The following is a 22,350-nucleotide window of genomic DNA, read 5'->3' as shown; positions in this document are numbered from 1 at the left end:
AGGATTCAATATAAAAAATAGGTAAACAGATGGCTTGTGGCCGTCAGACCCCCAAGGATAGACGGCAATTGCAAGGACTCAGCTCAATATGGAGATGGTCCCCAGGTATTTCAAGGCGCGCGGCAGATTGTCGCAATCCAGGCTGTCCAACCAGTGTAAATCAGCCCAACTGCGCAGCCAGGTGAACTGGCGCTTCGCCAATTGGCGCGTGGCAATGATTCCACGCTCCTGCATCTCGGCTTGCGTCAGCTTGCCATCCAGGTAGTCCCAGACTTGCCTATAACCTACTGCACGTATAGACGGCAACCCGGCATGCAGGTCACTTCGCTTACGCAGGGCTACGACCTCGTCAATGAATCCCTGTTCCAACATATTCGTGAATCTTTGTTTAATTCGCTCGTGCAGTACCTGGCGATTTGCCGGAGCAATGGCCAAGTTCGCGACAGTATAGGGCAATTGTTGCAGTCCCGAGGCGGCTGCTTCAGTACTTTGCGCAGATTGTCGCAACCTTAGTGCAGTCATGCTCTGACCGCTGACGCGATAAACTTCCAGCGCTCGACTGAGTCGCTGTGGATCGTTCGGATGAATACGCGCGGCGGATTCTGGATCGATGACCGCCAGTTGATCGTGCAGGGCTTGCCAGCCAAGGCGTGCAGCTTCTTCTTCAATCTGCGCGCGAACGACCGGATCGGCCGCCGGCATGTCTGCCAGACCTTCCACCAAAGCCTTGTAATAGAGCATTGTGCCGCCCACCAGCAGCGGAATTTTCCCCCGCGCGGTGATCTCGGCCATGGCTTCGAGGGCATCACGACGGAAATCTGCGGCCGAATAACTCTCTGCCGGGTCAAGAATATCGATCAAGCGGTGCGGAAATTCAGCCAAAAGCGCTTTGGAAGGCTTGGCGGTGCCGATGTCCATGCCACGGTAGACCAGCGCCGAATCGACACTGATCAGCTCGCAAGGCAAGACTTTGGTGAGCTCGATGGCCAGGTCGGTCTTGCCGGCGGCGGTCGGCCCCATCAGGAAAATCGCAGGCGGGAGCTGGTTCATCAACGACCGCGCAAGAACAGTTTGTCCAGATCGTCCAGGCCCAGTTGGGTCCAGGTCGGTCGGCCATGGTTGCATTGACCGCTGCGCTCGGTGTTTTCCATGTCGCGCAGCAGGCCGTTCATTTCCGGCAGGGCCAGACGCCGATTCGCACGAATCGCGCCGTGGCAGGCCATGGTGCCGAGCAGTTCGTTCAGGTGGGCCTGAATCCGGTCGCTGGTGCCGTATTCCATCAGATCCGCCAAGACGTCGCTGACCAATCGATTGGCTTCAGCCTGCTTGAGCAGTGCAGGGATCTGCCGGATCGCCAGGGATTCCGGCCCCAGACGTTGCAACTCAAAGCCCAGGCGCTGGAACCACGCGACGTGTTCTTCGGCGCAATCGGCCTCACGCTGACTGACCGCCAGGGATTCCGGCACCAGCAGCGGCTGGCCGCTCAGGCCTTCGCTGGCCATGGCGATTTTCAGGCGCTCGTACATGATCCGCTCGTGGGCGGCGTGCATGTCCACCAGCACCAGGCCCTGAGCATTTTCCGAAAGAATGTAGATGCCTTTGAGCTGCGCCAGTGCATAACCCAGCGGCGGAATATCGTCCTGCCCTGCTGGCAGTGCGACAGCGTTCGCTTCTGGCAACGGCGCAAAGAACTCACGGTAGGCAGCCTGAGCTTCAGCCGCAGGCACACCCGATTGAGGCCGAGGCGAGTATTGATACTGATAACCGGCGCCCGCGCCCGCGCCTGCCGGCGTATTGAACGACGGCTGGGTCTGAGGCTGTTCCAGCAAGGCATTGGCCGCCAGACGCATTTCGCCTTGCGGGCCGAACTCGCCCGCATCAATGCCGGTCGGTCGAACGATGGCCGTCGCCACCGGCGCGGCCAGATGGTCTTCCGGCCGCACATCGCCGAGGGCGCGGTGCAAGGTGCCATAGAGGAAATCATGAACCATGCGCCCGTCACGGAAGCGCACTTCGTGCTTGGTCGGGTGCACGTTGACGTCGACGCCCGCCGGATCGACCTCGAAAAACAGCACGAACGTCGGGTGTCGACCGTTGAACAGCACGTCGCGATAAGCCTGACGCACCGCGTGGGCCACCAGCTTGTCGCGCACCGCGCGGCCATTCACAAAGAAGTACTGCAAGTCCGCCTGGCTGCGGTTAAAGGTCGGCAACCCGACCCAGCCCCACAGATGCAGGCCATTGCGCTCGATCTCGATCGGCAGCGCCTGCTCGAGGAAACCCGAACCGCAAATCGCCGCCACACGCCGGGCACGGGCCGCATCGTCATGGGCTTCGTGCAGGCTGAGGATGGTTTTGCCGTTGTGACGCAAATGGAACGCCACGTCGAAACGCGCCAACGCCAGACGCTTGATCACTTCTTGCAGGTGATCGAATTCGGTTTTTTCGGTCTTGAGGAATTTGCGCCGTGCCGGGGTGTTGAAGAACAGGTCGCGCACTTCCACCGAGGTGCCCACCGGATGGGCCGCGGGCTGAACACGAGGCGCCATGTCCCGGCCTTCGGTTTCGACCTGCCAGGCCTGATCGGCATCCTTGGTGCGGGACGTCAGGGTCAGACGCGCCACGGAGCTGATCGAGGCTAGGGCTTCACCGCGAAACCCGAGACTCATGACCTGTTCGAGGTCTTCCAGGTTGCGGATCTTGCTGGTGGCGTGACGGGCCAGAGCCAGCGGCAGGTCATCGGCGGAAATGCCGCTGCCGTCGTCGCGAACCCGCAGCAGCTTGACGCCGCCCTGCTCCACATCGACATCGATGCGCTTGGCGCCGGAGTCGAGGCTGTTTTCCAGCAGCTCCTTGATCACCGAGGCCGGGCGCTCAACCACCTCACCGGCGGCAATCTGGTTCGCCAGTCGCGGGCTGAGCAGCTCGATGCGAGCCGTGTTGGTCAGCACCTGGTTCATTCTTTGGCCGCCAGTTCAGTGCCGGGAATGGTCAGGGTCTGGCCGATCTTCAGCTCGTCACTTTTCAGGTTGTTGGCGCTGCGCAGCGTGGCTGGCGACACCTGGTAACGCACGGCAACCATCGCCAGTGTTTCACCCGGGCTTACCCGATGGTCACGTGGACCTTGAACGATTTTGCCGGAATCACGCAGCCAGGCGATGTAGGTGCCCGGTGGCGGATTCTGCTGGAAGAACTGGCGCACGCCGCTGCTGATCGAACGCGCCAGCGCCTGCTGATGGTTCGCTGCGGCCAGCTTGGAAGCTTCGTTGGCGTTGGAGATAAACCCGGTTTCCACCAGGATCGATGGAATATCCGGCGACTTCAGCACCATGAACCCGGCCTGTTCTACGCGCTGTTTGTGCAGCGGCGTGACGCGGCCGATGTTGCTAAGAACCTTTTGGCCAACGTTAAGGCTGGACGTGAGGGATGCCGTCATCGACAGATCGAGCAGTACGCCCGCCAGCATGCGGTCCTTGTCGTCGAGGCTGACGTTGCCGGCACCGCCGATCAAGTCGGAACGGTTTTCGCTGTCAGCCAGCCAACGGGCCGTTTCCGAGGTAGCACCGCGATCAGACAGGGCGAACACCGAGGCTCCGAAAGCAGCGGCCGAAGGCGCGGCGTCGGCGTGAATCGAAACGAACAGGTCGGCGCCCTTCTTGCGGGCGATTTCAGTCCGGCCGCGCAATGGAATGAAGTAGTCGCCGGTGCGGGTCAGTTCGGCGCGGAAGCCTTTCATGCCGTTGACCTGACGCTGCAGTTCGCGGGCGATGGCCAGCACCACGTCTTTTTCACGCTGACCGCGAGAGCCCGAGGCACCCGGGTCTTCGCCGCCGTGGCCGGCATCGACGACCACAATGATGTCGCGCTTGCCGGCCGGTGCTGGCGGCAGCTTCACCGCGGGCTCCACCGGCGTGACCGGTACCGGGGCGACTGTCGCGACGTTGGTCGGCGCTGGAATTGGCGCGGCGTCGGCGGCGTTATCAAACAAGTCGACCACCAGGCGATTGCCGTACTGGGCGTTTGGCGCCAGGGTAAAACTTTTCGGCGTGACGGCTTTTTTCAGGTCGATGACCACTCGCAGGTCGGTCGGCGTACGTTGAGCCGAGCGCATGGCGGTGATCGGAGTGTTCGAGGAGTTGACGTTCAACGGCGCCCCCAGAGTCGCGCCATTGATGTCGATGACCAGCCGATCCGGGGCGGTCAGGGTGAAGACGCTGTGCTGGACAGGCCCTGTCAGGTCGAACACCAATCGTGTGTTGTCCGGAGCCCGCCACAGGCGAACGCTGTTGACCTTCGTCTCGGCCACAGCGTCGACGGTCACCGCCAAAAACAACAATCCTACGGCAGCTACCATCGCGCGAAAGCGCATACCTGACCCCATCATTTAATTGGATTCCAATGCCAAAGCGGCACACCACGACTCGCCACGCGAGCCCTGGGACGAAATTTTCAGCGAACGCCCGCTGTCTTGCGGGCTAATGGTAATGGTCAGGTCGGGCTTTGGCAAAAAGCCTGCACCCTGTCGGGGCCATTCGATCAGGCACAAGGCGTCATCTTCGAAGTAGTCGCGGATACCGAGGTATTCCAGCTCTTCAGGGTCGACCAGGCGATAGAGGTCAAAGTGGAAGGCCCGGATGTCGCCAATCTCGTAGGGTTCGACCAGCGTGAACGTCGGACTTTTCACCGCGCCGACATGCCCCAGCCCCCGGATGATGCCCCGCGACAGCGTGGTTTTCCCCGCCCCCAGATCCCCTTCCAGAAAAATCAGACCGTGCCCTTGAGTGGTTTTTGCGATGCGTTCGCCGAATGCGGTCATCGCCTCTTCATCAGCCAGGTACAGGGTTACTTCAGACACGGTGCATGCTCCTCCAACAACTGACGAATGGCTGGAATCAGATCACTGGCCGCCAGCCCACGGCCCGTTTTACCTTCTTGCTCGCCGGCATTGGCGTGCAGCCAGACGGCCAGGCAGGCGGCGTCGTACGCCTCCATGCCTTGAGCCAGCAATGCGCCAACCAGACCGGCCAGCACATCACCCAAACCGGCGGTGGCCATGGCCGGATGCCCCTGATGACACAACGCCAGACGCCCATCGGGGCTGGCGATCAGGCTGCCGGCGCCTTTCAAAATCACTACAGCTGTGTATTTTTTGCTCAATGCGTGAGCGGCTGCAGGACGGTCAGCCTGCACCTCGGCAGTCGTTATTCCCAGCAGCCGCGCCGCCTCGCCAGGATGCGGTGTGATCACGCAGTCCTTGGGCAAGCTCACACGTTCTTCAGCCAGCATATTTAACGCATCGGCGTCCCAGACTTGCGCAAGCGGCGCATTGGCAGCCGCCGACAAAAGGCTGCTCCCCCAGGAAGCCTGACCTAAGCCTGGGCCGACAACCAGCACGGAAACTTTTTGAAGCAGTCCCATCAGCTGATTGGCCGACGAAGTGCCCAGCACCATGGCTTCGGGAATTCTCGCCAGAGCGGCCGGAACATGTTCACTGCGAGTTGCGACGGACACCATCCCGGCACCGCTGCGTAGCGCACTTTGCGCGCTCAGCAGGATGGCGCCGCCAAATCCGCGATCACCGCCGATTAGCAGGACGTGGCCGAAGTTACCTTTGTGGGAGGTGGGAGGGCGAGGCGCCAGACGTGGCACGTTACCGGTGGTCAGGCGACGGGCAGTGGCGGTGACCCCGTTAAAAGACTCGGGAAAGGCTTGCAGATCATTGAAGACCCGTTCGCCAACCAGATCCGCGGCGTCTCCCGTGAAAAGACCCAACTTCAAACCAATGAAGGTTACGGTCAGATCAGCTCGAACGGCAGCACCGAGTATTCGGCCGGTATCAGCGCACAACCCCGAAGGGATATCCACGGCCGCAACCGGCAGCCCACTGGCATTGATCGTCGCGATCACACTGGCGTAAGGCTCTCGCACCTCTCCCGTCAGACCGGTGCCGAGCAAGGCATCCAGCACGATACCGCGCAACTCCGAATGTGCGTTCCAGGCTTGAACCGCGACACCCTCGGACACGGCCTCGGCATGGGCCAATGCCGCGTCGCCTTGTAAACGCTGGGGATCACCCGCCGCCAACACCCGCACATGCCAGCCAGCACGTCGCGCCAGCACGGCCACCCGATAACCGTCGCCGGCGTTATTGCCATGGCCGGCCACAACACTCAACTCGTTAGCCGTCGGCCAATGACGGACCAGTGCGCGCCAGGTCGCCCGCGCCGCGCGCTGCATCAATTCGAAGCCCGATGTACCGGCCGCGATCAGGCTCGCATCGAGGGCTCGGACTTGCGCGGCGCTGTACAGCGCGTCGGGTAAATCATCTTTAGTCTGCGGCATGCGTCTTCGGGCTCCGATGTCTGGCAGAATTATACGCACCTCAGCTCCGGTTTCTCTCGCCTCATGCCCGCTATTACCACAGACCTGCCCGCCCTCGCCCAATCCATCAAGGACTGGGGCCGCGAGCTGGGCTTTCAGCAAGTCGGCATCAGCGGTCTCGACCTGGCCGAGCATGAGCAGCACCTGGAACGCTGGCTCGCGGCCGGCTACCACGGCGAAATGGAGTATATGGGCGCCCACGGCAGCAAACGCTCACACCCGGAAGAGCTGGTGCCCGGCACGCTACGGGTGGTCTCCCTGCGCATGGACTACCTGCCGGGCGACACCGAAATGGCCAAACGCCTGGCACAACCTGCAAAAGCCTACGTCTCGCGTTATGCCTTGGGCCGCGATTACCACAAATTGATCCGCAAACGCGTGCAACAACTGGCGGAAAAAATTCAAGCAGTCATCGGCCCGTTTGGCTATCGCGCCTTTGTCGACAGCGCGCCGGTGCTGGAAAAGGCCATTGCCGAGCAGGCTGGTCTCGGATGGATCGGTAAAAACACTCTGGTCCTGAATCGCCAGGCCGGCAGTTACTTCTTCCTCAGCGAACTCTTTGTTGATCTGCCGCTGCCCATCGACCCGCCTCACGCCACCGAACATTGCGGCCGCTGCACTGCGTGCCTCGATATTTGCCCGACTAACGCCTTCGTCGGCCCGTACGTGCTGGATGCCCGACGCTGCATCTCCTACCTGACCATCGAACTGAAAAGCGCGATCCCTGAAGATTTGCGGCCACTGATCGGCAATCGGGTGTTCGGTTGCGATGACTGTCAGATCGTCTGCCCCTGGAATCGCTTCGCCCGTCCGTCCGGCGAAAGCGACTTCAAGCCACGGCACAACCTGGACAACGCGGAGCTGGCCGAACTGTTCATGTGGGACGAGGACAAATTCCTCAGCAGCACCGAAGGTTCGCCGTTACGCCGAGCCGGTTACGAGCGTTGGCTGCGAAACCTGGCGGTAGGCCTGGGGAACGCGCCGTCGAGCATTCCAGTGCTGGAAGCGTTGAAGGCGCGGCGGGACTATCCGTCGGAGTTGGTGCGGGAGCATGTCGAGTGGGCGTTGAAGCAACATGAACAGCGCGCTGGCAACCATGGAATTCGTCCTTAGCGATTCAAGTTTATCCACTTGGCACTGCGCCCCCTCCCAGTCGACTCAATTAGTCCTTCAGCTTTCAATGAACGCAAAACCATACGCACGGTGTCACGACTCACACCAGGGCAAGCCTCTTCAAGCTCAGTAATCGAAAACGGTAGGGTGCGCTTCAACGCTTCAAATCGAACTCGATCGCTTTTGCCTCCATGGCGCTTATCGATCTTACCAACACGCTCCTCAAACTCCTTGTAAGCGCGAAGAAGCGCACCCCAGAAGTAGTTGAGCCATGGTTGAACGTCGTGCCTGCCTTCATGCCAACCTTGAGAGCTAACCTCAAGCGTTTCGTAGTAGCTTTCCTTTGAGTCCTCGAAGATCCGCTCAAGGCTGATAAAACGGCCTACGCGATAATCAAACTGGTAAAGCAACAACAAGGTAAGCAGTCGAGCTACGCGCCCGTTGCCATCTGAAAAAGGGTGTATGCAGAGAAAGTCGAGAATACTCAACGGGACCAATACCAGCGGATCTGCCAGATTCTGATCCAGTGCTCTGCGGTATTGCATGACCATATCGACCATTGCAATGGGTGTTAGATGTGCAGCGACCGGTTGAAAGCGGATACGTGAACTGCCGTCTGGATGGCGCTCGATGATGTCATTGTTCGTTGCTTTCCACTCCCCGCCATCCTGCGGTAAATAGCGATAAAGCATGCCGTGCAATTGCCGAATGACGCCCTCGGAGAATGGCATCCCCTCTGCTGCTTCATGGATAAGAGAAAGCGCATCGCGGTACCCCGCAACTTCTTGCTCGGAGCGACTTTTCGGTTCGGCATTTTTGATAATCAACGACTTCAACCGACTTGGCGAAACAACCACCCCCTCCAATCGGTTCGATGACTCTGTGGACTCGATGACTGCAAGCTGCTTCAGGTCCTGGAGAATTTCTGGGGACTGGGAAGCGAACAATTGTTGCTTGCCACGGTACTCACCGAGAGCCCGCAACGTCGCGACCTGCAATCCGTTGTAGCGAAGTGTTGAGAGAAATTCAGGAGTAAGTGACCGCATAGATGTTTTACCTGCCAAATAGGGTAATTCAACAACAAACAGGGTAATTCAATAACGGATTACCCCATTTATGCACTTTTTACCCCATTTTCACTGAGTAACCTAAGCGACTTCCTCGACAGGATATTTCGAAGCACACACTTATCAGACCATGCACACCGCTGAAATCAGGCTTCGTCGTTATAAACGAACTTCGGCATTTCCCAATGGAAACGGATTGCCAGCAACCGCAGCAGGAAACCGCCGAACAGCGTGATCAAAATCGCCTGTTCACCGGGTAATTGCAGGTAAAGGCAGAGCATGTAGCACCACGCCGCCGCGAACGAGACGCTGGCGTAGAGTTCGCGGCGGAAGACCAGCGGGATGTCATTGCAGAAGATATCGCGCAGGATGCCGCCGAAAACCCCGGTGATCACGCCGCTGACCGATGCCACCAGCATGCCGTGGCCCATTTCGAGGGCGGTCATGCAGCCGATCAGGGTGAACGCCACCAGACCCACGGCATCGAGCACCAGAAACAGCGAGCGCAGATGCCGCATCCAGCGCGCAGCGAAAACCGTGAACATCGCCGCCACCGAGGTCAGCACGAGGTATTCCGGGTGTTTGACCCACGTCAGCGGGTAGTGACCGAGCAGCACGTCACGCACCGAACCACCGCCCAACGCTGTGATGCACGCAATCAGCACCACGCCGAACCAATCCATCCCGCGACGGCCGGCCGACAAGGCACCGGTCATGGCTTCGGCGGTGATGGCGATCAGGTAAAGCATCAGCAACATGGGGGCGGTCCTTGCAGGAAGGCGCGCAGTCTAGCTATTTAGTGGCGGCACCAAAAGAGGGCATTGCACAATCCGTGCAGCCCTCAACTCCATCAGAACTTGATGAAATGCTTGCGGTAGTGCTGCAACTCGGCGATCGATTCGCGGATGTCGTCCAGGGCCAGGTGCGTGCTGCCCTTTTTGAAGCTGTCGCGCACGTCCGGCGCCCAGCGTGCGGCCAACTCTTTCAGCGTCGAGACGTCGAGGTTGCGGTAGTGGAAGAAGCTTTCCAGGGATTTCATGTGGGTATAAAGGAAGCGGCGGTCTTGGCAGATGCTGTTGCCACAGATCGGCGACTTGCCCTTCGGTACCCATTTTTCCAGGAAGGCGATGGTGTCGGCTTCGGCTTCAGCCATGCTGATACGGCTGTCGCGCACCCGTTGGGTCAGCCCGGAGCCGCCGTGTTGACGGGTGTTCCACTCGTCCATGCCGGCGAGGATCTCGTCGCTGTGGTGGATAGCGATCACCGGACCTTCGGCCAAGGTGTTCAGGTCACTGTCGGTGACGATGGTGGCCATCTCGATGATGACGTCGGTATCAGGGTTCAGACCGGTCATTTCCAGGTCGATCCAGATCAGATTCTGCGGGTTTTGCATGAGTCGGCTCCTAGGCAATGCTGCGCAGTTTAGCCTAGGCCGGTGGCCGGGCGTGCTAAACTCGCGGCCGTTTTACCTAATCGCTGCATTCTTGATACGGAACACCCATGGCCAAACGCCAACTCAATCGTCGTCAAAACTGGCGCATCGAAAAGATTCAGGGCGAACGCGCTGCCCGCGCCGCCAAACGCGAGTCCTCGGCTGTCGAGGCACTGGAGGGTGGCGATCTGGGTCCGGAACAGACCGGCCTGGTGATCGCGCACTTCGGTGTCCAGGTCGAAGTCGAAGCCCTCGATGGCGATTTGGCCGGCCAGGTGTTCCGCTGCCACTTGCGCGCCAACCTGCCTGCGCTGGTGACCGGCGATCAGGTGGTCTGGCGTGCCGGCAACCAGGGCATCGGCGTGATCGTGGCGCAACTGCCGCGCAAAACCGAACTCTGCCGTCCGGACAGCCGTGGTCAGCTAAAACCCGTAGCGGCCAACGTCGACATGATTGTCATCGTCTTCGCCCCGCTGCCCGAGCCTCACGCGAATCTGATCGACCGTTACCTGGTCGCCGCCGAGCACGCAGGGATTCGTCCGCTGCTGTTGCTCAACAAGTTCGACCTGATCGACGAGCAGAACGCCCCGGCGTTGAATGCCTTGCTGGCGGTTTACCGCACGCTGGGTTACCCGGTGCTGGAAGTCTCGGCGCACCACGGCAACGGCATGGAGCAACTGCAGGAACAGCTGGACGGGCGCATCAGCGTGTTCGTCGGCCAGTCCGGCGTCGGCAAGTCTTCGCTGGTCAACAGCCTGTTGCCTGAAGTCGAAGCCCGTGTCGGCCCGCTGTCCGAGTTGTCCGGCCAGGGCACTCACACCACCACCACCGCACGGTTGTTCCACTTCCCCGGTGGCGGTGAGTTGATTGACTCCCCAGGTATTCGTGAGTTCGGTCTGGGCCACGTCAGCCGTGCCGACGTCGAAGCCGGCTTCATCGAGTTCAACGACCTGATCGGCACCTGCCGCTTCCGCGACTGCAAGCATGACCGCGAGCCGGGTTGCGCCCTGCTCAAGGCCCTGGAAGAAGGTCGCGTGCAGCAGCAACGGATGAACAGCTACCGCTCGATCATCGCCAGCCTGCCGGAAACCAGCTATTAAGTAGCTTCCCGCAGAGACAAAAAAGCCGCGAATATCGCGGCTTTCTCATTTTTAGCGTGCTGCTTTTTCCAGCGTCCAGCCCTGGACGTCCAAGGCGTCACAGCCATCCTGGATCAACATGTGCGCAGCGTTGGCGAAATGCTCCAGGTCGTGTCCTTCGGCTTCTTTGACGCACAGACAGGTGACGCTGTTGAGCAGATTACGCGCGGCTTTGAGTCGGTGGACGGCGGTTTCAAGGAGATCGGAAGCGCGGGCTTCGGTGTCGATGTATAGCGTCGAGCCGACGCTGAAGTTGCCTTGGAGCGGGTGGTACTTAGCCATTGGTCAAAACTCCGGTTACTGTCGAAAGGTTTCATCTTTGTTTCGACCGGCTAAGATCGGTCACCGAACTGGTGGGGCGACATTGGAACTATAAACAGCTACCTAGATGATTAAAACCCCACCCGATAATTTCGGAAAGCTCCTACAAATCCATTTTGAGAGACATCAACACGACTAAAAACAAACCAAAATTTAATAATTTATTCGAGATTGAGCGCATTCAACAAAGTTTTCCGGCGCAATCATATTACTAAACGAAAATCTCTGATCATCCTTTAGCTCAATGACGAGCGAATCAAAAAATATATTACTTACAACTTTTATTTTTAGTATCTCATCGCTACGAATTAGAATCCGACGACAGTAACCAGCAGCATCATCACGAAAATCCAGCCCATCCGAAACAATTTCAACAGCGACCTCTCTGTCGCGCCACCCAACCGTAAAATATGAAAACAATATTATATTCATCAGAACAGACAATACTAACGCTCGACCCAGCACAACATCCTCCAAGTAAAAAAGCGGATCCACATAAACTTAATCACTGCATAGGTTGGAACCAAGCTCACATAAGCCAAAGCTCTGATTCTTAAACCCACACGTTCATTCCAAATCACCCGCATAAAGACTTCACACCATATCAAACAGATTTACAACCAATCGACTTCCGATCAACTCATCAAGTCCACAAGTCGCGAAGAAGGGCCATTGGCCTTTAGTCGTTCGGTGACGACTTTCGGCCACAGGTTGCGGGAGCGGCGTTTGGCGAAGCTGTAAGTGAGTTCCTGAATGCGAAACCATGGATAAAAGAGAAAAGTAAGAACAAGCATGACTACATCACTGCCGCCCAAGTAGTTCTTCCTTCCACTTTCCGCCCGTCTTTTTTTTATGTCGCTGAAGGTGTCCTTGAACCACCCGCTCATGTTTGGCTGCACCGCTAGCTGGCTTTTTATGAACGCATCCGACTCACAGTGATTACCCTGCTCGTCGAAATACGGGCCGTTGTTCATGTAAGAGCGGATGTATTCCCAAAAGCCTTTCTGCATCGCCAATGATTTGCCGAAAGGCGAGCCGAGACTGACCATCAATGCAATTTCCGGCCTTTCAAACTGCCACATGCGTATTTCCAGTGAGGCGCTTTGCATGCCACCAATGTGGGTACCAACTAGCTGATATTCATTGGCCACGGCGGTTATGCCATCCCATGGAGCGTGGAGCAGTTCACCTTCGTGTTCGAAATACACTTCACGAGTGCGACGGTTGAACAGGATAGGCAAAGGCAAGGGACGAAGGGTTTCCCATAAAAAAGGAACAAGGAAAAATGCTGCCGACATGATCAGGCCCATGGGAACGCTTTCCCACTTCCCATTGATCATTAACAAAAAAACCATTCCTAGCCCACCCAACCCTATCCACCCGCCAAGGCCTGTAAATTGACCCCGATCCGAATCGCCGCCTGCCCGCAAAGCCAGATAATGTTCGGTGTGCTCATCAGTAATAAACAGCTCCATTGGCTGCTCACCAGTGGGCTTATGCGCTTCCAACAGTACCGTGGGGATAGCGCTGTATCGCGGTTGCTCCGGCGTATTCATATCCATGCCCAGTCCTTGATTTTTACCGCTGGCAGCGTCAGTCCTTCACGCGGTGAATAGATCAAATCGCCCTCAATGCTCCACAAATCCCGCACGCCGTCCTCATGGTAGACGCGCCGGTACGGGGTTACGCCAACTTGTACAGGAATCCGGCTGCCACTATGCCGATCAAAATTTTCACCTGTCCATTTGACTTTTTTGACCCGTTCGGAGTGATATCCGAGGGTATCGCGCCAGATTTCATGGCCCTTGAAGTGGATCATCCCATCCGTCATCTGAATGTTTTTCCCCGGCAGGTTCAGCATCAGGTAGGTCGAGGTGACTTGCCCTTGATAAGGGTGTAACTCTCTCAGTCGGAATACTTCAAAACTGACAGGAAACAGAATGGGATACAGACGCTCCATTGACTGGGTGTAGTTAGTTGACCAATCGTTGTCCGGACGGATACCGAAATGACTGTTTTTTACCCATTTTTCTAGCGGTGAGTCAGTCGTATAGAGCCGGGCGATGACCCCGCCCACAATCACCACGGCGAGCCCCAAAAGCTTGACGCCCAAGTGAGGCACGACATCCAACCCTTTAGAAATAACCGCCGCATCCCCTGCTATCACGGCCGCTCGTGCAATGCGCAGTGCCCGGAAGGCTTGAGCCTGCAGCCTAATGCTCGCCACCGATGCCCCGATTAGCCCCAGATTAACGGAGAAGGTATCAAAGTCACCCGCCTGGAACGCCTCAAAGGCTTCGAAACCGTAAACCACCACATCAAAGCAGAGGAACGCTGACTGCAACAAAGCAGCACCTGCGGCCATTCCCATGGCTCGAACTAACGCGAGCCTCGCTGGAATAGAGTTTTTGCCGCCCTGGCTAATAGCAGAGGTCCAGTTAACCTCTGCCATCCGCTGACCAACTGCCGCGCCTGCTGCTCCAACGCCAGTCAAGGCGCCGAAAGCACCAACCCATTTTTTAGTTGTTCCGCTATCTACTAACTGATCCATTGACCAATAAAAATTCAGCCCCGCCATCAACGTCACCAAAACCTTGATCGGTGCTTTATCCCAAGCCCCTTTCAGATCCAGCACGCTACTCAAATCCACACCCGCCGCCAGATTCACCGGCAACGGTGGCAATTTGGTGCTGGTCGGCACCAGATGCATGAACGGCACGCTCTGCCCCACGGCCGCGACCAGCGGTGCAACGCTCAAATGAGCAGGCGCCGCTGGGCGTGTCCCCATCAAGTCGCTGTACCACTCGCCCAACTGACGCGAGGTAACGCCCAACGCCTGGATGCGCTGGTCGCTACGAGCCAGAGCCGCCGCCATGTACAAGCTCCCGGCGGTGCTGGTCGAGTTTTGTGCCTGATGCAGTTGCAACCCAGCCACCGGAGCGATTGCCAGAAACAAGGCCTCAATGCTCGATGCCGGCTTATGTTGCTTCAGTTTGTCGGCAGTCTTGTTCAGTGCATCGGCATACCCGAAAGCGCTGGCAACCTTGCTAGCACCTTCCTGCAACGCCGTCGTGTTGTCGTTGAACGCATCGCCAAGATCAACGAGGTACTTGATCTCGCTTTTGCCAAGCCGTGCGGGTAATCCAAGCAAAGCCCAGAGGAGCCAAGGTTTTCCCGACGCATTGCCGTTCAGGTTGAGGCTAATGGCCTCGGCTCCGATACTGGTGCTGGCCGGCCCCAGGCACGCCGCTGCGAAATGCAATTCCAGTGCCTCACGCGCCATCGACTGAGTGATGTCGAAATGGCCGCAAGCCGTGTCCATGCTCGACGGACCGGTCACTTGCAGGGTGTTGAACCACGCCACCCAGAGTTGGGCCAGACGCCGCGTGTCGGCGGTATACCGATTGTTTTGGATCTCTTGATCTTTCCACACCTGCTGGAGTTCGTCATAGCGAGTGATAGACGGCAGTTGTGCACTCAGCTGGCGGTCGCCTTCGCTCAGTGACTTGATGACGCCGGCCATCGCCCACTCTTCAGCGTGATGTTCCTGGTAACTGTCGAATGCTTCTTTACGGACACGCATCAGCGCAGCGAGGTCGAGCAGTACGCCCCAGGCGTCATCAATGACCGCGTAAGTTTGCTGCTCGCAAGCCTTCATCTGCTTTCGCACCTTCAACCAATCAGGCGCGTGTTCCGTCTCGGGCTCCGCGCTCCAGCCATAGCTCGTCGCATCGTTGTATTCGCCAATCTGCTTAGCGACCGCGTCAACCTTGCCGCTGAACGGCGCAACACCCGGAACAAAACTTCGCATGATGCGCTGACGCACGGCGGGGTCTTTTCTGGTGGCCTGGTATTGCGCCTCACTCCAGCGAACGGGCGACCAGACCAATCCGGCAACGTCGCCCGCTCTTAACAACAGATGGGGTTTGACCCGGGTGTCGATTACCCTGCCCGCACGCGGGGTTTGGGTGAGCTGAGCTTTTTCGACTTGATACTCCACCAACTTGGGTGGACTGCTCTCCCAGACATAGAGCCAACCGTCGCGCAACAAACGCGAGGTGTAATTGAGCGCATGCCCGGTCAAGTCAGGATGCCGAGGCCCCAACTCGGGAAACGAGCCGTTCAACGCCGGCAAGTCGTAGGCATCGGTATCGACAGCGACGGTAGGGCCGAGGGCGTATCGCAGGGGTAAAACGGCAGTGAAGAGCGGGCACGTTCCAACGCGGATTTTATTCTGGGCACTCATGCGTTTTTCTCCGGGTTGGCTGGAAGGCTCAGTGCATGCAGAAGCGGCTCAGGCAGGGTGATTTGCGCGGCCAGACCTTTATTGGCCGGTGCTGAGTCGAATTCCGGCGCCTGGTTCTCCCAAGCGCACACTGGCGCGTTGCCATGGCGTAGCCAGACGCTTTCCACGCCGAACCAAAAGCCTGTTGGCCATTGCACGCCGGCCAACCAGGCGCGAAGCAGGACCGAGCCATCCGCCAGGCGCTGCCATAACTCTCGCTGGTGTTCATCAAAAATGCGCAAGCGACGTTGCAGGATCGGTAGCCATTGTTGAGCGCTCTGTGGAGAAGCCAGCCAAACACCGTGTTGCAAGTCGGAGCCGCCCCACCATGCGGCGTAGCCTGCGCTGCCAAGCGAGGCATTCAGCAGAAATGGCCCCGCTGCGCCAATCGGCTCGTAAGCGGTCCCCTTGAAAAGCGATTGAGGAGCGTCTGCGCCGTAGTGCTGGTGAAGCCAATCGATAGCGTCTTCATACTGAGCACCATCAAGCAAGAGCAGTCCTTTGTTCGGGGTGACCAGGGTCATGCTTCACCCCTCTCTGCTGCCTGGGGTTCCTGGGCGACCTCGCATACTGGGCAAATGCCGGAATCGGTTTCACGAAAGACGATGTTCTGTTTGAGTAGTGCTTCCATAGGAAGGGTGTCGATGACCACAGCCTCGGCAGCTTGGGGAGCTGCTGACAGTGCCGCCTGCCCGGTTAGGCCAGCTAGCGGTGAACCACCCTCGACAATGGCCACGCTGCTGAAAATCCCGCCCGAGTTGATCACGATGTGGTGACCGCCAGCCTTGAGCGTCAGGCTCATCCCCGCATCAATCACCACGTTGACAGCGGTGACGTGGGCTTGTGAACCGGCCTGAATCACCCACGTGCCGCCTGCCGTGGTGCTGCTGTTTCCGGCAACGGAGATCAGCTCGTTGCCGCCGATCACTGTATTGCGCGCGCCTTGGGTGGTGTGCAACTCGTCGCCCTTGATCAGGCTGGCGCTGTGGTTGCCCACCTGTTCGAAACGGTCGTTGCTGATCAGGCTGTGGCTGTCCCGAGTGATCTGTTCGCGGCGGTCGTTGCCGATCTGGGTGTCGCTGTCGTTGAGGATCAGCTGTTCGAGGTCGCGTTGCGCCCGCAGGTAAATTTTTTCCTGCCCGGCGCGGTCTTCAAGCGACAGTTCGTTGTAACCACCGGTGTGCGGAGAGCTGTGGCTGCGCAGCACGGTTTTGGTTTTGTGCTCGGGCAACGAATACGGCACGGAGGTGACGGTGTTGGCCACACACCCGGTGATCAACGGTTGGTCGGGGTCGCCTTCCAGGTAGGTGACGACGACTTCCATGCCGATGCGCGGGATGGTCACCGAACCAAAATTTTCCCCGGCCCAACTGGAGGAAACCCTTAGCCAGCAACTGCTTTTTTCGCTGTTGAGTTCGGTCCGATCCCACGGCAGCTCGACACGGACACGGCCATATTTATCGCAATAAATCTCTTCGCCGGCCGGCCCGGTAACACGGGCGGTCTGGCTGACCAGCACGGTTTTGCGTGAACGCATCGGCGGACGGTAGAGCACGTCCCATGGAATGGCGCGAAAGCTGTTGCGATAGCCTTGGGTAAAGCCGTCTTCGGGTTTGACGTCGCTGGTGATGGCCTCTTCCAGTGACTGAGGTTGCTTTCCAGCGTGCGTCACGCTGAGCAACAGCCACAAATCGTTGCAGGTTTTGCGCGGGTGTTCGGTCAGGTCGAACAAGTGACCGCAGCGCAGCGTGGGCTGATCACTTTTGCCCTCGGTCAACTGGTAATCGGCACGGTGCCGCTCCAAGGCCTGACGAGCGAGTTGTTTACCGCGTTTTTCGTTCTCGATTAATGCGGGGTAACGATAGTCTTCAAGCTCTGGGCTGAACTCGGCGGTGAAGCGACTCTCCAGCAGCAGACTCGGCCGTTTCAGGTCATAACTCCGGCGCGTGACCGTGCTGGTCCGGGTGCTGAAACGCATGGAAAACTGGCTGACGACCGGGTGCTCGGCCACCATGCCGGAGTCTTGTAGATAAGGGGTTTCGCCCAGTTTGGGGAACCAGGTCTGGTCGTCGGTGAACACCAACAAATGACCGTCTGCCGAGTGCTGGTGATGCCACGCGATGCCGTCCTCGGCGCACAGGCGCTGGACGAGTTCGAAATCGCTTTCCCCATATTGCGTGCAGTACTCGCGCTCGGGGCTGGTGCTGACATGGAAGGTAAACGCATCGGCCTGAACGCCGTGACCTTTGAGCACCTGAGCAATGATTTGCGGCACCGTCAGGTGCTGGAAAATCCGCTGATTGTGGCTGAACTGCAAATAATGCAGCGTCGGTACGAGGGTCAGGTGATAACGAGTCAGGCGCTTGCCGGCCTCACCCACGAACACGTCTTCGATCCGACCGTGAAGGCCTTCGCCGTTAAGACCGAACTGGAGAAATGCGGGTTGACTGAGCAGACTTTCGAGATCGAAATCCGGGTGTTCGCTGACCAGTTCAATCTGGATCGCATACAAAGCACTGATGGCCTCTACACCGTCAAAGGCGAGGACTTTGAAATCGTTACGAACAGCGGGGATGTGCAGCGCAAAATGCGCCGTATTGGCCGATCCGAACATACGCTTATCCTTAAGCAAAGAGGAAATGAAGCGCGATGTCCAAACCCTCCATGGTCTGTGCACGCGAAATTGGCGGGCACGCTAACAAGGCAGGCAAAGGATAGATGTAGGACTAATCTTTAAACCCAGAAGGAAGCTTCGCTATCGAAGGTCAGCCTCTCAATGAACGACAAAATACCGATTGGTAGGATCCCCCCAACAGGCAAAAAAAAGCCGACATCGCTGTCGGCTTTTTTGTGGGTCACTGCTTCGGTGGTTCACCCGGCTTCGGTGCCGGGCTGTCGAAGAGGTTCAAGCGCTCGCGAAGCTCATGCGCTGGCAACGGCTCTTTATCCGCCGGCAACGCATTCGGATCGGCTGGCGTGGCGGGCACTTCGCCTGGGCCACCCTGCCCTTGCGTCGGCTCTGGAACCGGTTCTGCACCTTGCGAACCTTCGATGGCCCGCTGGGCTTTCTTGGTCAGCACCACGATGTCGATACGGCGATTGACCGGGTTGAACGGGTTCTCGCGATCGAACAACGCCGACGAGGCATAACCGACGACGCGTGCCACCTGCGCATCCGGATAGCTGCCGGCGATCAGCGCACGACGTGCAGCGTTGGCACGGTTGGCCGAGAGCTCCCAGTTACCAAAGTCACCGGTGCCCGTGTACGGTTTGGCATCGGTGTGGCCGCTGATGCTGATCTTGTTCGGCACCGCTTTGATGGTGTCGGCCATGGCCAGCAGGATGTCTTCGAAGTACGGCTTCAGACGGGCACTGCCAGAGTCGAACATCGGCCGGTTTTCAGCGTCCACGATCTGGATGCGCAAACCGTCCGGCGTGATCTCAAACAGAATCTGGTCTTTGAATTTCTTGAGTTGCGGGTTCTCTTCGACCTTGTTCTGCAGTTCTTGCAGCAACAGCTCGAGACGTTCCTTCTCGACCTGCTCGGCCATCCCTTCAACCTGCTCGGCGTCGATGGTCACCTTGTCCGGCTGCGGCTGGGATTTCACCTCGGGGTTGAGGGTGTTTTCCGGCGCCAGGGTCGGCGTGCCGCCCAAGTCGATGATGTACGGCGTGCCGCTTTCGGAAAAACCGACCGGGTCCTTGAAGTAACCGGCGATGGCGATCTTCTGCTCAGGTGTTGCGGTGGACAGCAGCCACAGCACCAGAAAGAACGCCATCATCGCCGTCGCGAAGTCCGCGAAGGCGATTTTCCAGGCGCCCCCGTGATGCCCGCCGGCGATGCGCTTGACGCGCTTGATAATTATCGGCTGGTTATTTTCCATGATCTAAGTGCCCTGTCTCACAAATACTGTTCCTTTTTGGCGGTGTCTGTTGTCGCCATACTGCGTTGCCGCTCCTCGCCATAGCCGGCTATGACTCGTCGCGGCGCCTTGTCTGGCAACAACAGCCACTCGCCAAAAAGGAACGTATTTGCAAGACAGGACACTAGCGACCGCGAACCGCTTGTTCCAGCTCAGCAAAGCTAGGACGGTGCGCCGGGTACAGAACCTTGCGGCCAAACTCTACCGCCAGCGATGGCGGCATGCCGGAAGCGGAAGCGACCAGCGAGGCCTTGATGGCTTCGTAGACGTTCAGCTCTTCCTTGGCATCGTGGGCCAGGGAATGGGCCAGCGGACCGAAGAAACCGTACGCCGCGAGAATACCGAAGAAGGTACCGACAAGTGCCGCACCCACGTGCAGACCGATGGATTTCTGGTCGCCTTCGCCCAGGGAGGCCATGGTCACCACGATACCGAGTACCGCCGCGACAATGCCGAAACCGGGCATGGCGTCGGCGATGCCGTTCACCGCGTGAGACGGATGCTCGAGGTCTTCCTTGAGGCTATAGAGTTCCATGTCGAACAGGCCTTCCAGCTCATGGGGAGCCATGTTGCCGGAGGACATAATGCGCAGGTAATCGCAGATGAACGCAGTCATGCGTTCGTCTTTTAGCACGGTCGGGTACTTGGCGAAGATCGGGCTCGCGGCAGCATCTTCGATGTCGCCTTCAATGGCCATCATGCCTTCGCGGCGGCTCTTGTTGAGGATCTCGTAAATCAGGCCAAGCACTTCAAGATAGAAGGTGTGGTTGAAACGCGAACTGAACATGCTCAAGGATTTCTTGAGCACGTGCATGGTCATGTAACTAGGGTTGGCCTGGAGGAATGCGCCAAGGGCCGCGCCACCGATAATCAACACCTCGAAAGGCTGAATAAGGGCGGCAATTTTGCCATGGGAGAGCACGTATCCGCCGAGCACGCTCGCGAATACGACGATGATGCCGATTAATTTAGCCATAGGTAGGAGAGCACTTACTGAGTCGGGTTCAAGGTCATATTCGGAAGTTAAAAAATCTCTTCTTCTACTTATCGGCAAAACTGCGCCAGACTATAGCCAGTTCAGGCGAAAAGCCAATTTGGCCCGATCCGGGCATAGGTAATGCAGACGATGATCGCGTCCAACCATGGCTAACGAAACGAACGTTCCAACTCCAAAACCGACCACTCTTGAAGGCTGGGTCAAGCTTCTCGATGGCGTGCGCCTGCCCGTTCCGCAAGCCAGTCACGACCGTGTCTGCAAGGCCATCGCCAACAGTCGCAGCTCCCTGCGCGATATCGCGGAACTGATACAGGACAGCCCGGCGCTGGCCTTGAGCGTGATTCGCGAAGCCAACCGCCACACCCATGGCAGCATGACCGAGCCCGCAGAAAACCTTGAGGTGGCAATCAATCGCCTCGGTTTGAAGCGCACCGAAGAGCTGCTCGCCCGCCTGCCCGCCGAACCTCAGTCCGATATCCCGGTTGCCCTGCGTCAGTTGCAGCTGATCAGCCAGCACGCGACTCAACAGGCCAACGGTTTTTTTGCCAGTCGCCTGGCCCGGCTGTGGCAGGACATTCACTGGGGCAGCCTGCTGTTTCTCTCGCCGCTGTGGCCGATGGCGTTGACCCATCCGCAGCTGCTCGAAGAATGGGAGCTGCGGGTCATCCATAAAGGCGAGTCGGCGCACAAAGTCGAGAAGCAATTGTTCGGCGCACGCCTGCTGGAAATCTGTCTGGCGCTCGTGGACATCTGGCGCCTGCCGATCTGGGTGCAGCAGGGTTATCGGCTGTTGCTCAACGAGCAGCGTGAGCTGGTGAAAGTGCTGCGCATCGCGCGTGACAGTGATCATCCACTGCGCCAGCAGAACCGCCTCGATGACGATCCGACCCTGCGCCGCTGGCTCAATCAACCGGCCAATACGGTGCTGCTGGCCAACGGTCTGGCGCTGTCGGCACAACACGCCTGGGACAGCCCTCACAGTGAACGCTGGCAATACCTGACCAGCCTTTACCTGCAAATGCCAATGGACGAAGTGCAGCAGCAGTTGCACCAACAGGCCGCCAACAGCGCCCGCCATCACGCCATGCCAGACCTTTGGCACCCGGCCGTGTCGCTGATCTGGCCGTGGGGGATGAACCGCGTGCACGCAGGCTTGCTGCCAGCCCCGGCGCCGACTGCCGAAGACCTGACGAAATGGCGCAGACAGTGTGCCGAGTTGCTGGTCGAGCCGAGTCGCTTCACCAATGCCATGCACTTGACCACCTCTGCCCGGGACGCTTTGGTCGCGTGCGGCATGCGTCGGGTGATGATCCTGATGGCCGACCGCACTCACGCCAATCTGCGAGTGCACCAGACGGCCGGGCTGCCAAAAGAAGTGGCCGGTCTGAACTTCGTCGTCAGCCAGAGCACCGTGCTGCAACGCCTTCTCTCGCAGCAGGCCCAGGTACGCCTGACGCCGGCCAACAACGCACAATTTTCCGCCCTGTTACCGGCCAGCCTGCGCTCGCAGTTCGGCGGCGAACACCTGCTGCTACGCTCACTGGTCAATAACGGCCGGGTCATCATGATTGTGGCGGCGGATCAGGGTGGCGGGCCGTTCTCGGAAATCACCGTGCAAGCCTTCGGCAAAACCGCGCAGTGCATCGAAAAGGCACTGCACAGCTTTAGCCTGCGCGGCAAATGACGCTGCGC

At 58.5% G+C, this 22,350-nt stretch carries 18 protein-coding genes; 3 read left to right on the top strand and 15 right to left on the bottom strand.

The genetic code is table 11. From position 1 onward, the window contains the following. Positions 1 to 78: 78 nt before the first annotated feature. From miaA to ACYZT3_RS03640, 5 genes are read right to left on the bottom strand one after another with little or no spacing between them, the layout of a single operon-like run. Entirely contained in the window at positions 79 to 1,050 is a 972-nt protein-coding gene (gene miaA / locus ACYZT3_RS03660; protein ID WP_282376860.1) for a tRNA (adenosine(37)-N6)-dimethylallyltransferase MiaA, read from the bottom strand. After that, positions 1,050 to 2,960: a DNA mismatch repair endonuclease MutL gene (gene mutL, locus ACYZT3_RS03655; protein WP_462031537.1), complete on the bottom strand. Its 1,911-nt coding sequence runs from the start codon at positions 2,958 to 2,960 to the stop codon at positions 1,050 to 1,052. The genes miaA and mutL overlap by 1 nt, the downstream gene beginning before the upstream one ends. Then, entirely contained in the window at positions 2,957 to 4,384 is a 1,428-nt protein-coding gene (locus ACYZT3_RS03650) for an N-acetylmuramoyl-L-alanine amidase (RefSeq protein ID WP_462031536.1), read from the bottom strand. The genes mutL and ACYZT3_RS03650 overlap by 4 nt, the downstream gene beginning before the upstream one ends. Beyond that, a complete protein-coding gene (gene tsaE, locus ACYZT3_RS03645; protein WP_461968157.1) occupies positions 4,385 to 4,855 on the bottom strand; it encodes a tRNA (adenosine(37)-N6)-threonylcarbamoyltransferase complex ATPase subunit type 1 TsaE in 471 nt (156 codons plus the stop codon). Beyond that, positions 4,843 to 6,342 (bottom strand): NAD(P)H-hydrate dehydratase, encoded by a 1,500-nt coding sequence (locus ACYZT3_RS03640; RefSeq protein ID WP_462031535.1) that lies wholly within the window; start codon positions 6,340 to 6,342, stop codon positions 4,843 to 4,845. Before ACYZT3_RS03640 ends, tsaE begins: the two co-directional genes overlap by 13 nt. A gap of 63 nt (positions 6,343 to 6,405) precedes the next feature. Between ACYZT3_RS03640 and queG the strand changes: the two genes are divergently transcribed. Continuing rightward, on the top strand, positions 6,406 to 7,494 hold the full coding sequence (gene queG, locus ACYZT3_RS03635; protein ID WP_282376689.1) for a tRNA epoxyqueuosine(34) reductase QueG: 1,089 nt from the start codon (positions 6,406 to 6,408) through the stop codon (positions 7,492 to 7,494). Here queG and ACYZT3_RS03630 read toward each other — a convergent pair. From ACYZT3_RS03630 to orn, 3 genes are all read right to left on the bottom strand, one after another. Beyond that, complete coding sequence (locus ACYZT3_RS03630) at positions 7,491 to 8,540, bottom strand: Fic family protein (protein WP_282376688.1); 1,050 nt, start codon at positions 8,538 to 8,540, stop codon at positions 7,491 to 7,493. The two genes, queG and ACYZT3_RS03630, sit on opposite strands and share 4 nt — an antisense overlap. A gap of 167 nt (positions 8,541 to 8,707) precedes the next feature. Then, on the bottom strand, positions 8,708 to 9,319 hold the full coding sequence (locus ACYZT3_RS03625) for a trimeric intracellular cation channel family protein (RefSeq protein ID WP_282376687.1): 612 nt from the start codon (positions 9,317 to 9,319) through the stop codon (positions 8,708 to 8,710). Between the two features lie 92 nt (positions 9,320 to 9,411). Then, complete coding sequence (gene orn / locus ACYZT3_RS03620; RefSeq protein ID WP_282376686.1) at positions 9,412 to 9,954, bottom strand: oligoribonuclease; 543 nt, start codon at positions 9,952 to 9,954, stop codon at positions 9,412 to 9,414. A 107-nt stretch (positions 9,955 to 10,061) separates the two neighbouring features. Between orn and rsgA the strand changes: the two genes are divergently transcribed. Beyond that, positions 10,062 to 11,093, top strand: a complete 1,032-nt coding sequence (gene rsgA, locus ACYZT3_RS03615) for a small ribosomal subunit biogenesis GTPase RsgA (protein ID WP_008153263.1) — start codon at positions 10,062 to 10,064, stop codon at positions 11,091 to 11,093. 51 nt (positions 11,094 to 11,144) lie between these two features. Here the strand turns inward: rsgA and ACYZT3_RS03610 are convergent, their stop codons facing one another. The 7 genes from ACYZT3_RS03610 to motA all read right to left on the bottom strand — a co-directional run bounded on the left by ACYZT3_RS03610 (position 11,145) and on the right by motA (position 20,637). Further along, positions 11,145 to 11,414 (bottom strand): hypothetical protein, encoded by a 270-nt coding sequence (locus ACYZT3_RS03610; RefSeq protein ID WP_462031534.1) that lies wholly within the window; start codon positions 11,412 to 11,414, stop codon positions 11,145 to 11,147. 674 nt (positions 11,415 to 12,088) lie between these two features. Continuing rightward, positions 12,089 to 13,015, bottom strand: a complete 927-nt coding sequence (locus ACYZT3_RS03605; protein ID WP_462031533.1) for a hypothetical protein — start codon at positions 13,013 to 13,015, stop codon at positions 12,089 to 12,091. Then, positions 13,006 to 15,699: a toxin VasX gene (locus ACYZT3_RS03600; protein ID WP_462031532.1), complete on the bottom strand. Its 2,694-nt coding sequence runs from the start codon at positions 15,697 to 15,699 to the stop codon at positions 13,006 to 13,008. The genes ACYZT3_RS03605 and ACYZT3_RS03600 overlap by 10 nt, the downstream gene beginning before the upstream one ends. Further along, on the bottom strand, positions 15,696 to 16,262 hold the full coding sequence (locus ACYZT3_RS03595; RefSeq protein WP_462031531.1) for a DUF4123 domain-containing protein: 567 nt from the start codon (positions 16,260 to 16,262) through the stop codon (positions 15,696 to 15,698). Before ACYZT3_RS03595 ends, ACYZT3_RS03600 begins: the two co-directional genes overlap by 4 nt. Next, positions 16,259 to 18,352, bottom strand: coding sequence for a type VI secretion system Vgr family protein (locus ACYZT3_RS03590; protein ID WP_462031530.1), 2,094 nt, complete (start codon positions 18,350 to 18,352; stop codon positions 16,259 to 16,261). The genes ACYZT3_RS03595 and ACYZT3_RS03590 overlap by 4 nt, the downstream gene beginning before the upstream one ends. A gap of 241 nt (positions 18,353 to 18,593) precedes the next feature. Beyond that, the gene (motB, locus tag ACYZT3_RS03585) at positions 18,594 to 19,622 is read right to left on the bottom strand and encodes a flagellar motor protein MotB (RefSeq protein ID WP_462031529.1); all 1,029 of its coding nucleotides are present in this window, start codon (positions 19,620 to 19,622) and stop codon (positions 18,594 to 18,596) included. Positions 19,623 to 19,785: 163 nt separating this feature from the next. Continuing rightward, on the bottom strand, positions 19,786 to 20,637 hold the full coding sequence (motA, locus tag ACYZT3_RS03580; protein ID WP_282376673.1) for a flagellar motor stator protein MotA: 852 nt from the start codon (positions 20,635 to 20,637) through the stop codon (positions 19,786 to 19,788). 166 nt (positions 20,638 to 20,803) lie between these two features. On the opposite strand from motA, the gene ACYZT3_RS03575 reads away from it, so the two are divergent. Beyond that, the gene (locus ACYZT3_RS03575; RefSeq protein ID WP_462031528.1) at positions 20,804 to 22,342 is read left to right on the top strand and encodes an HDOD domain-containing protein; all 1,539 of its coding nucleotides are present in this window, start codon (positions 20,804 to 20,806) and stop codon (positions 22,340 to 22,342) included. Positions 22,343 to 22,350: the final 8 nt, after the last annotated feature.

This window comes from Pseudomonas sp. MDT1-16, from assembly GCF_054898115.1.
The sequence above is the reverse complement of the archived record's forward strand: the minus strand, read 5'-3'. Positions and strand labels throughout refer to the sequence as shown.

What these genes read in the sequence shown, in the direction of transcription:
- miaA (WP_282376860.1), bottom strand. Translation starts at nt 1,050, where the DNA reads ATGAACCAGCTCCCGCCTGCGATTTTCCTGATGGGGCCGACCGCCGCC.
- mutL (WP_462031537.1), bottom strand. Translation starts at nt 2,960, where the DNA reads ATGAACCAGGTGCTGACCAACACGGCTCGCATCGAGCTGCTCAGCCCG.
- ACYZT3_RS03650 (WP_462031536.1), bottom strand. Translation starts at nt 4,384, where the DNA reads ATGATGGGGTCAGGTATGCGCTTTCGCGCGATGGTAGCTGCCGTAGGA.
- ACYZT3_RS03640 (WP_462031535.1), bottom strand. Translation starts at nt 6,342, where the DNA reads ATGCCGCAGACTAAAGATGATTTACCCGACGCGCTGTACAGCGCCGCG.
- queG (WP_282376689.1), top strand. Translation starts at nt 6,406, where the DNA reads ATGCCCGCTATTACCACAGACCTGCCCGCCCTCGCCCAATCCATCAAG.
- ACYZT3_RS03630 (WP_282376688.1), bottom strand. Translation starts at nt 8,540, where the DNA reads ATGCGGTCACTTACTCCTGAATTTCTCTCAACACTTCGCTACAACGGA.
- ACYZT3_RS03625 (WP_282376687.1), bottom strand. Translation starts at nt 9,319, where the DNA reads ATGTTGCTGATGCTTTACCTGATCGCCATCACCGCCGAAGCCATGACC.
- orn (WP_282376686.1), bottom strand. Translation starts at nt 9,954, where the DNA reads ATGCAAAACCCGCAGAATCTGATCTGGATCGACCTGGAAATGACCGGT.
- rsgA (WP_008153263.1), top strand. Translation starts at nt 10,062, where the DNA reads ATGGCCAAACGCCAACTCAATCGTCGTCAAAACTGGCGCATCGAAAAG.
- ACYZT3_RS03610 (WP_462031534.1), bottom strand. Translation starts at nt 11,414, where the DNA reads ATGGCTAAGTACCACCCGCTCCAAGGCAACTTCAGCGTCGGCTCGACG.
- ACYZT3_RS03605 (WP_462031533.1), bottom strand. Translation starts at nt 13,015, where the DNA reads ATGGATATGAATACGCCGGAGCAACCGCGATACAGCGCTATCCCCACG.
- ACYZT3_RS03600 (WP_462031532.1), bottom strand. Translation starts at nt 15,699, where the DNA reads ATGAGTGCCCAGAATAAAATCCGCGTTGGAACGTGCCCGCTCTTCACT.
- ACYZT3_RS03595 (WP_462031531.1), bottom strand. Translation starts at nt 16,262, where the DNA reads ATGACCCTGGTCACCCCGAACAAAGGACTGCTCTTGCTTGATGGTGCT.
- ACYZT3_RS03590 (WP_462031530.1), bottom strand. Translation starts at nt 18,352, where the DNA reads ATGTTCGGATCGGCCAATACGGCGCATTTTGCGCTGCACATCCCCGCT.
- motB (WP_462031529.1), bottom strand. Translation starts at nt 19,622, where the DNA reads ATGGAAAATAACCAGCCGATAATTATCAAGCGCGTCAAGCGCATCGCC.
- motA (WP_282376673.1), bottom strand. Translation starts at nt 20,637, where the DNA reads ATGGCTAAATTAATCGGCATCATCGTCGTATTCGCGAGCGTGCTCGGC.
- ACYZT3_RS03575 (WP_462031528.1), top strand. Translation starts at nt 20,804, where the DNA reads ATGGCTAACGAAACGAACGTTCCAACTCCAAAACCGACCACTCTTGAA.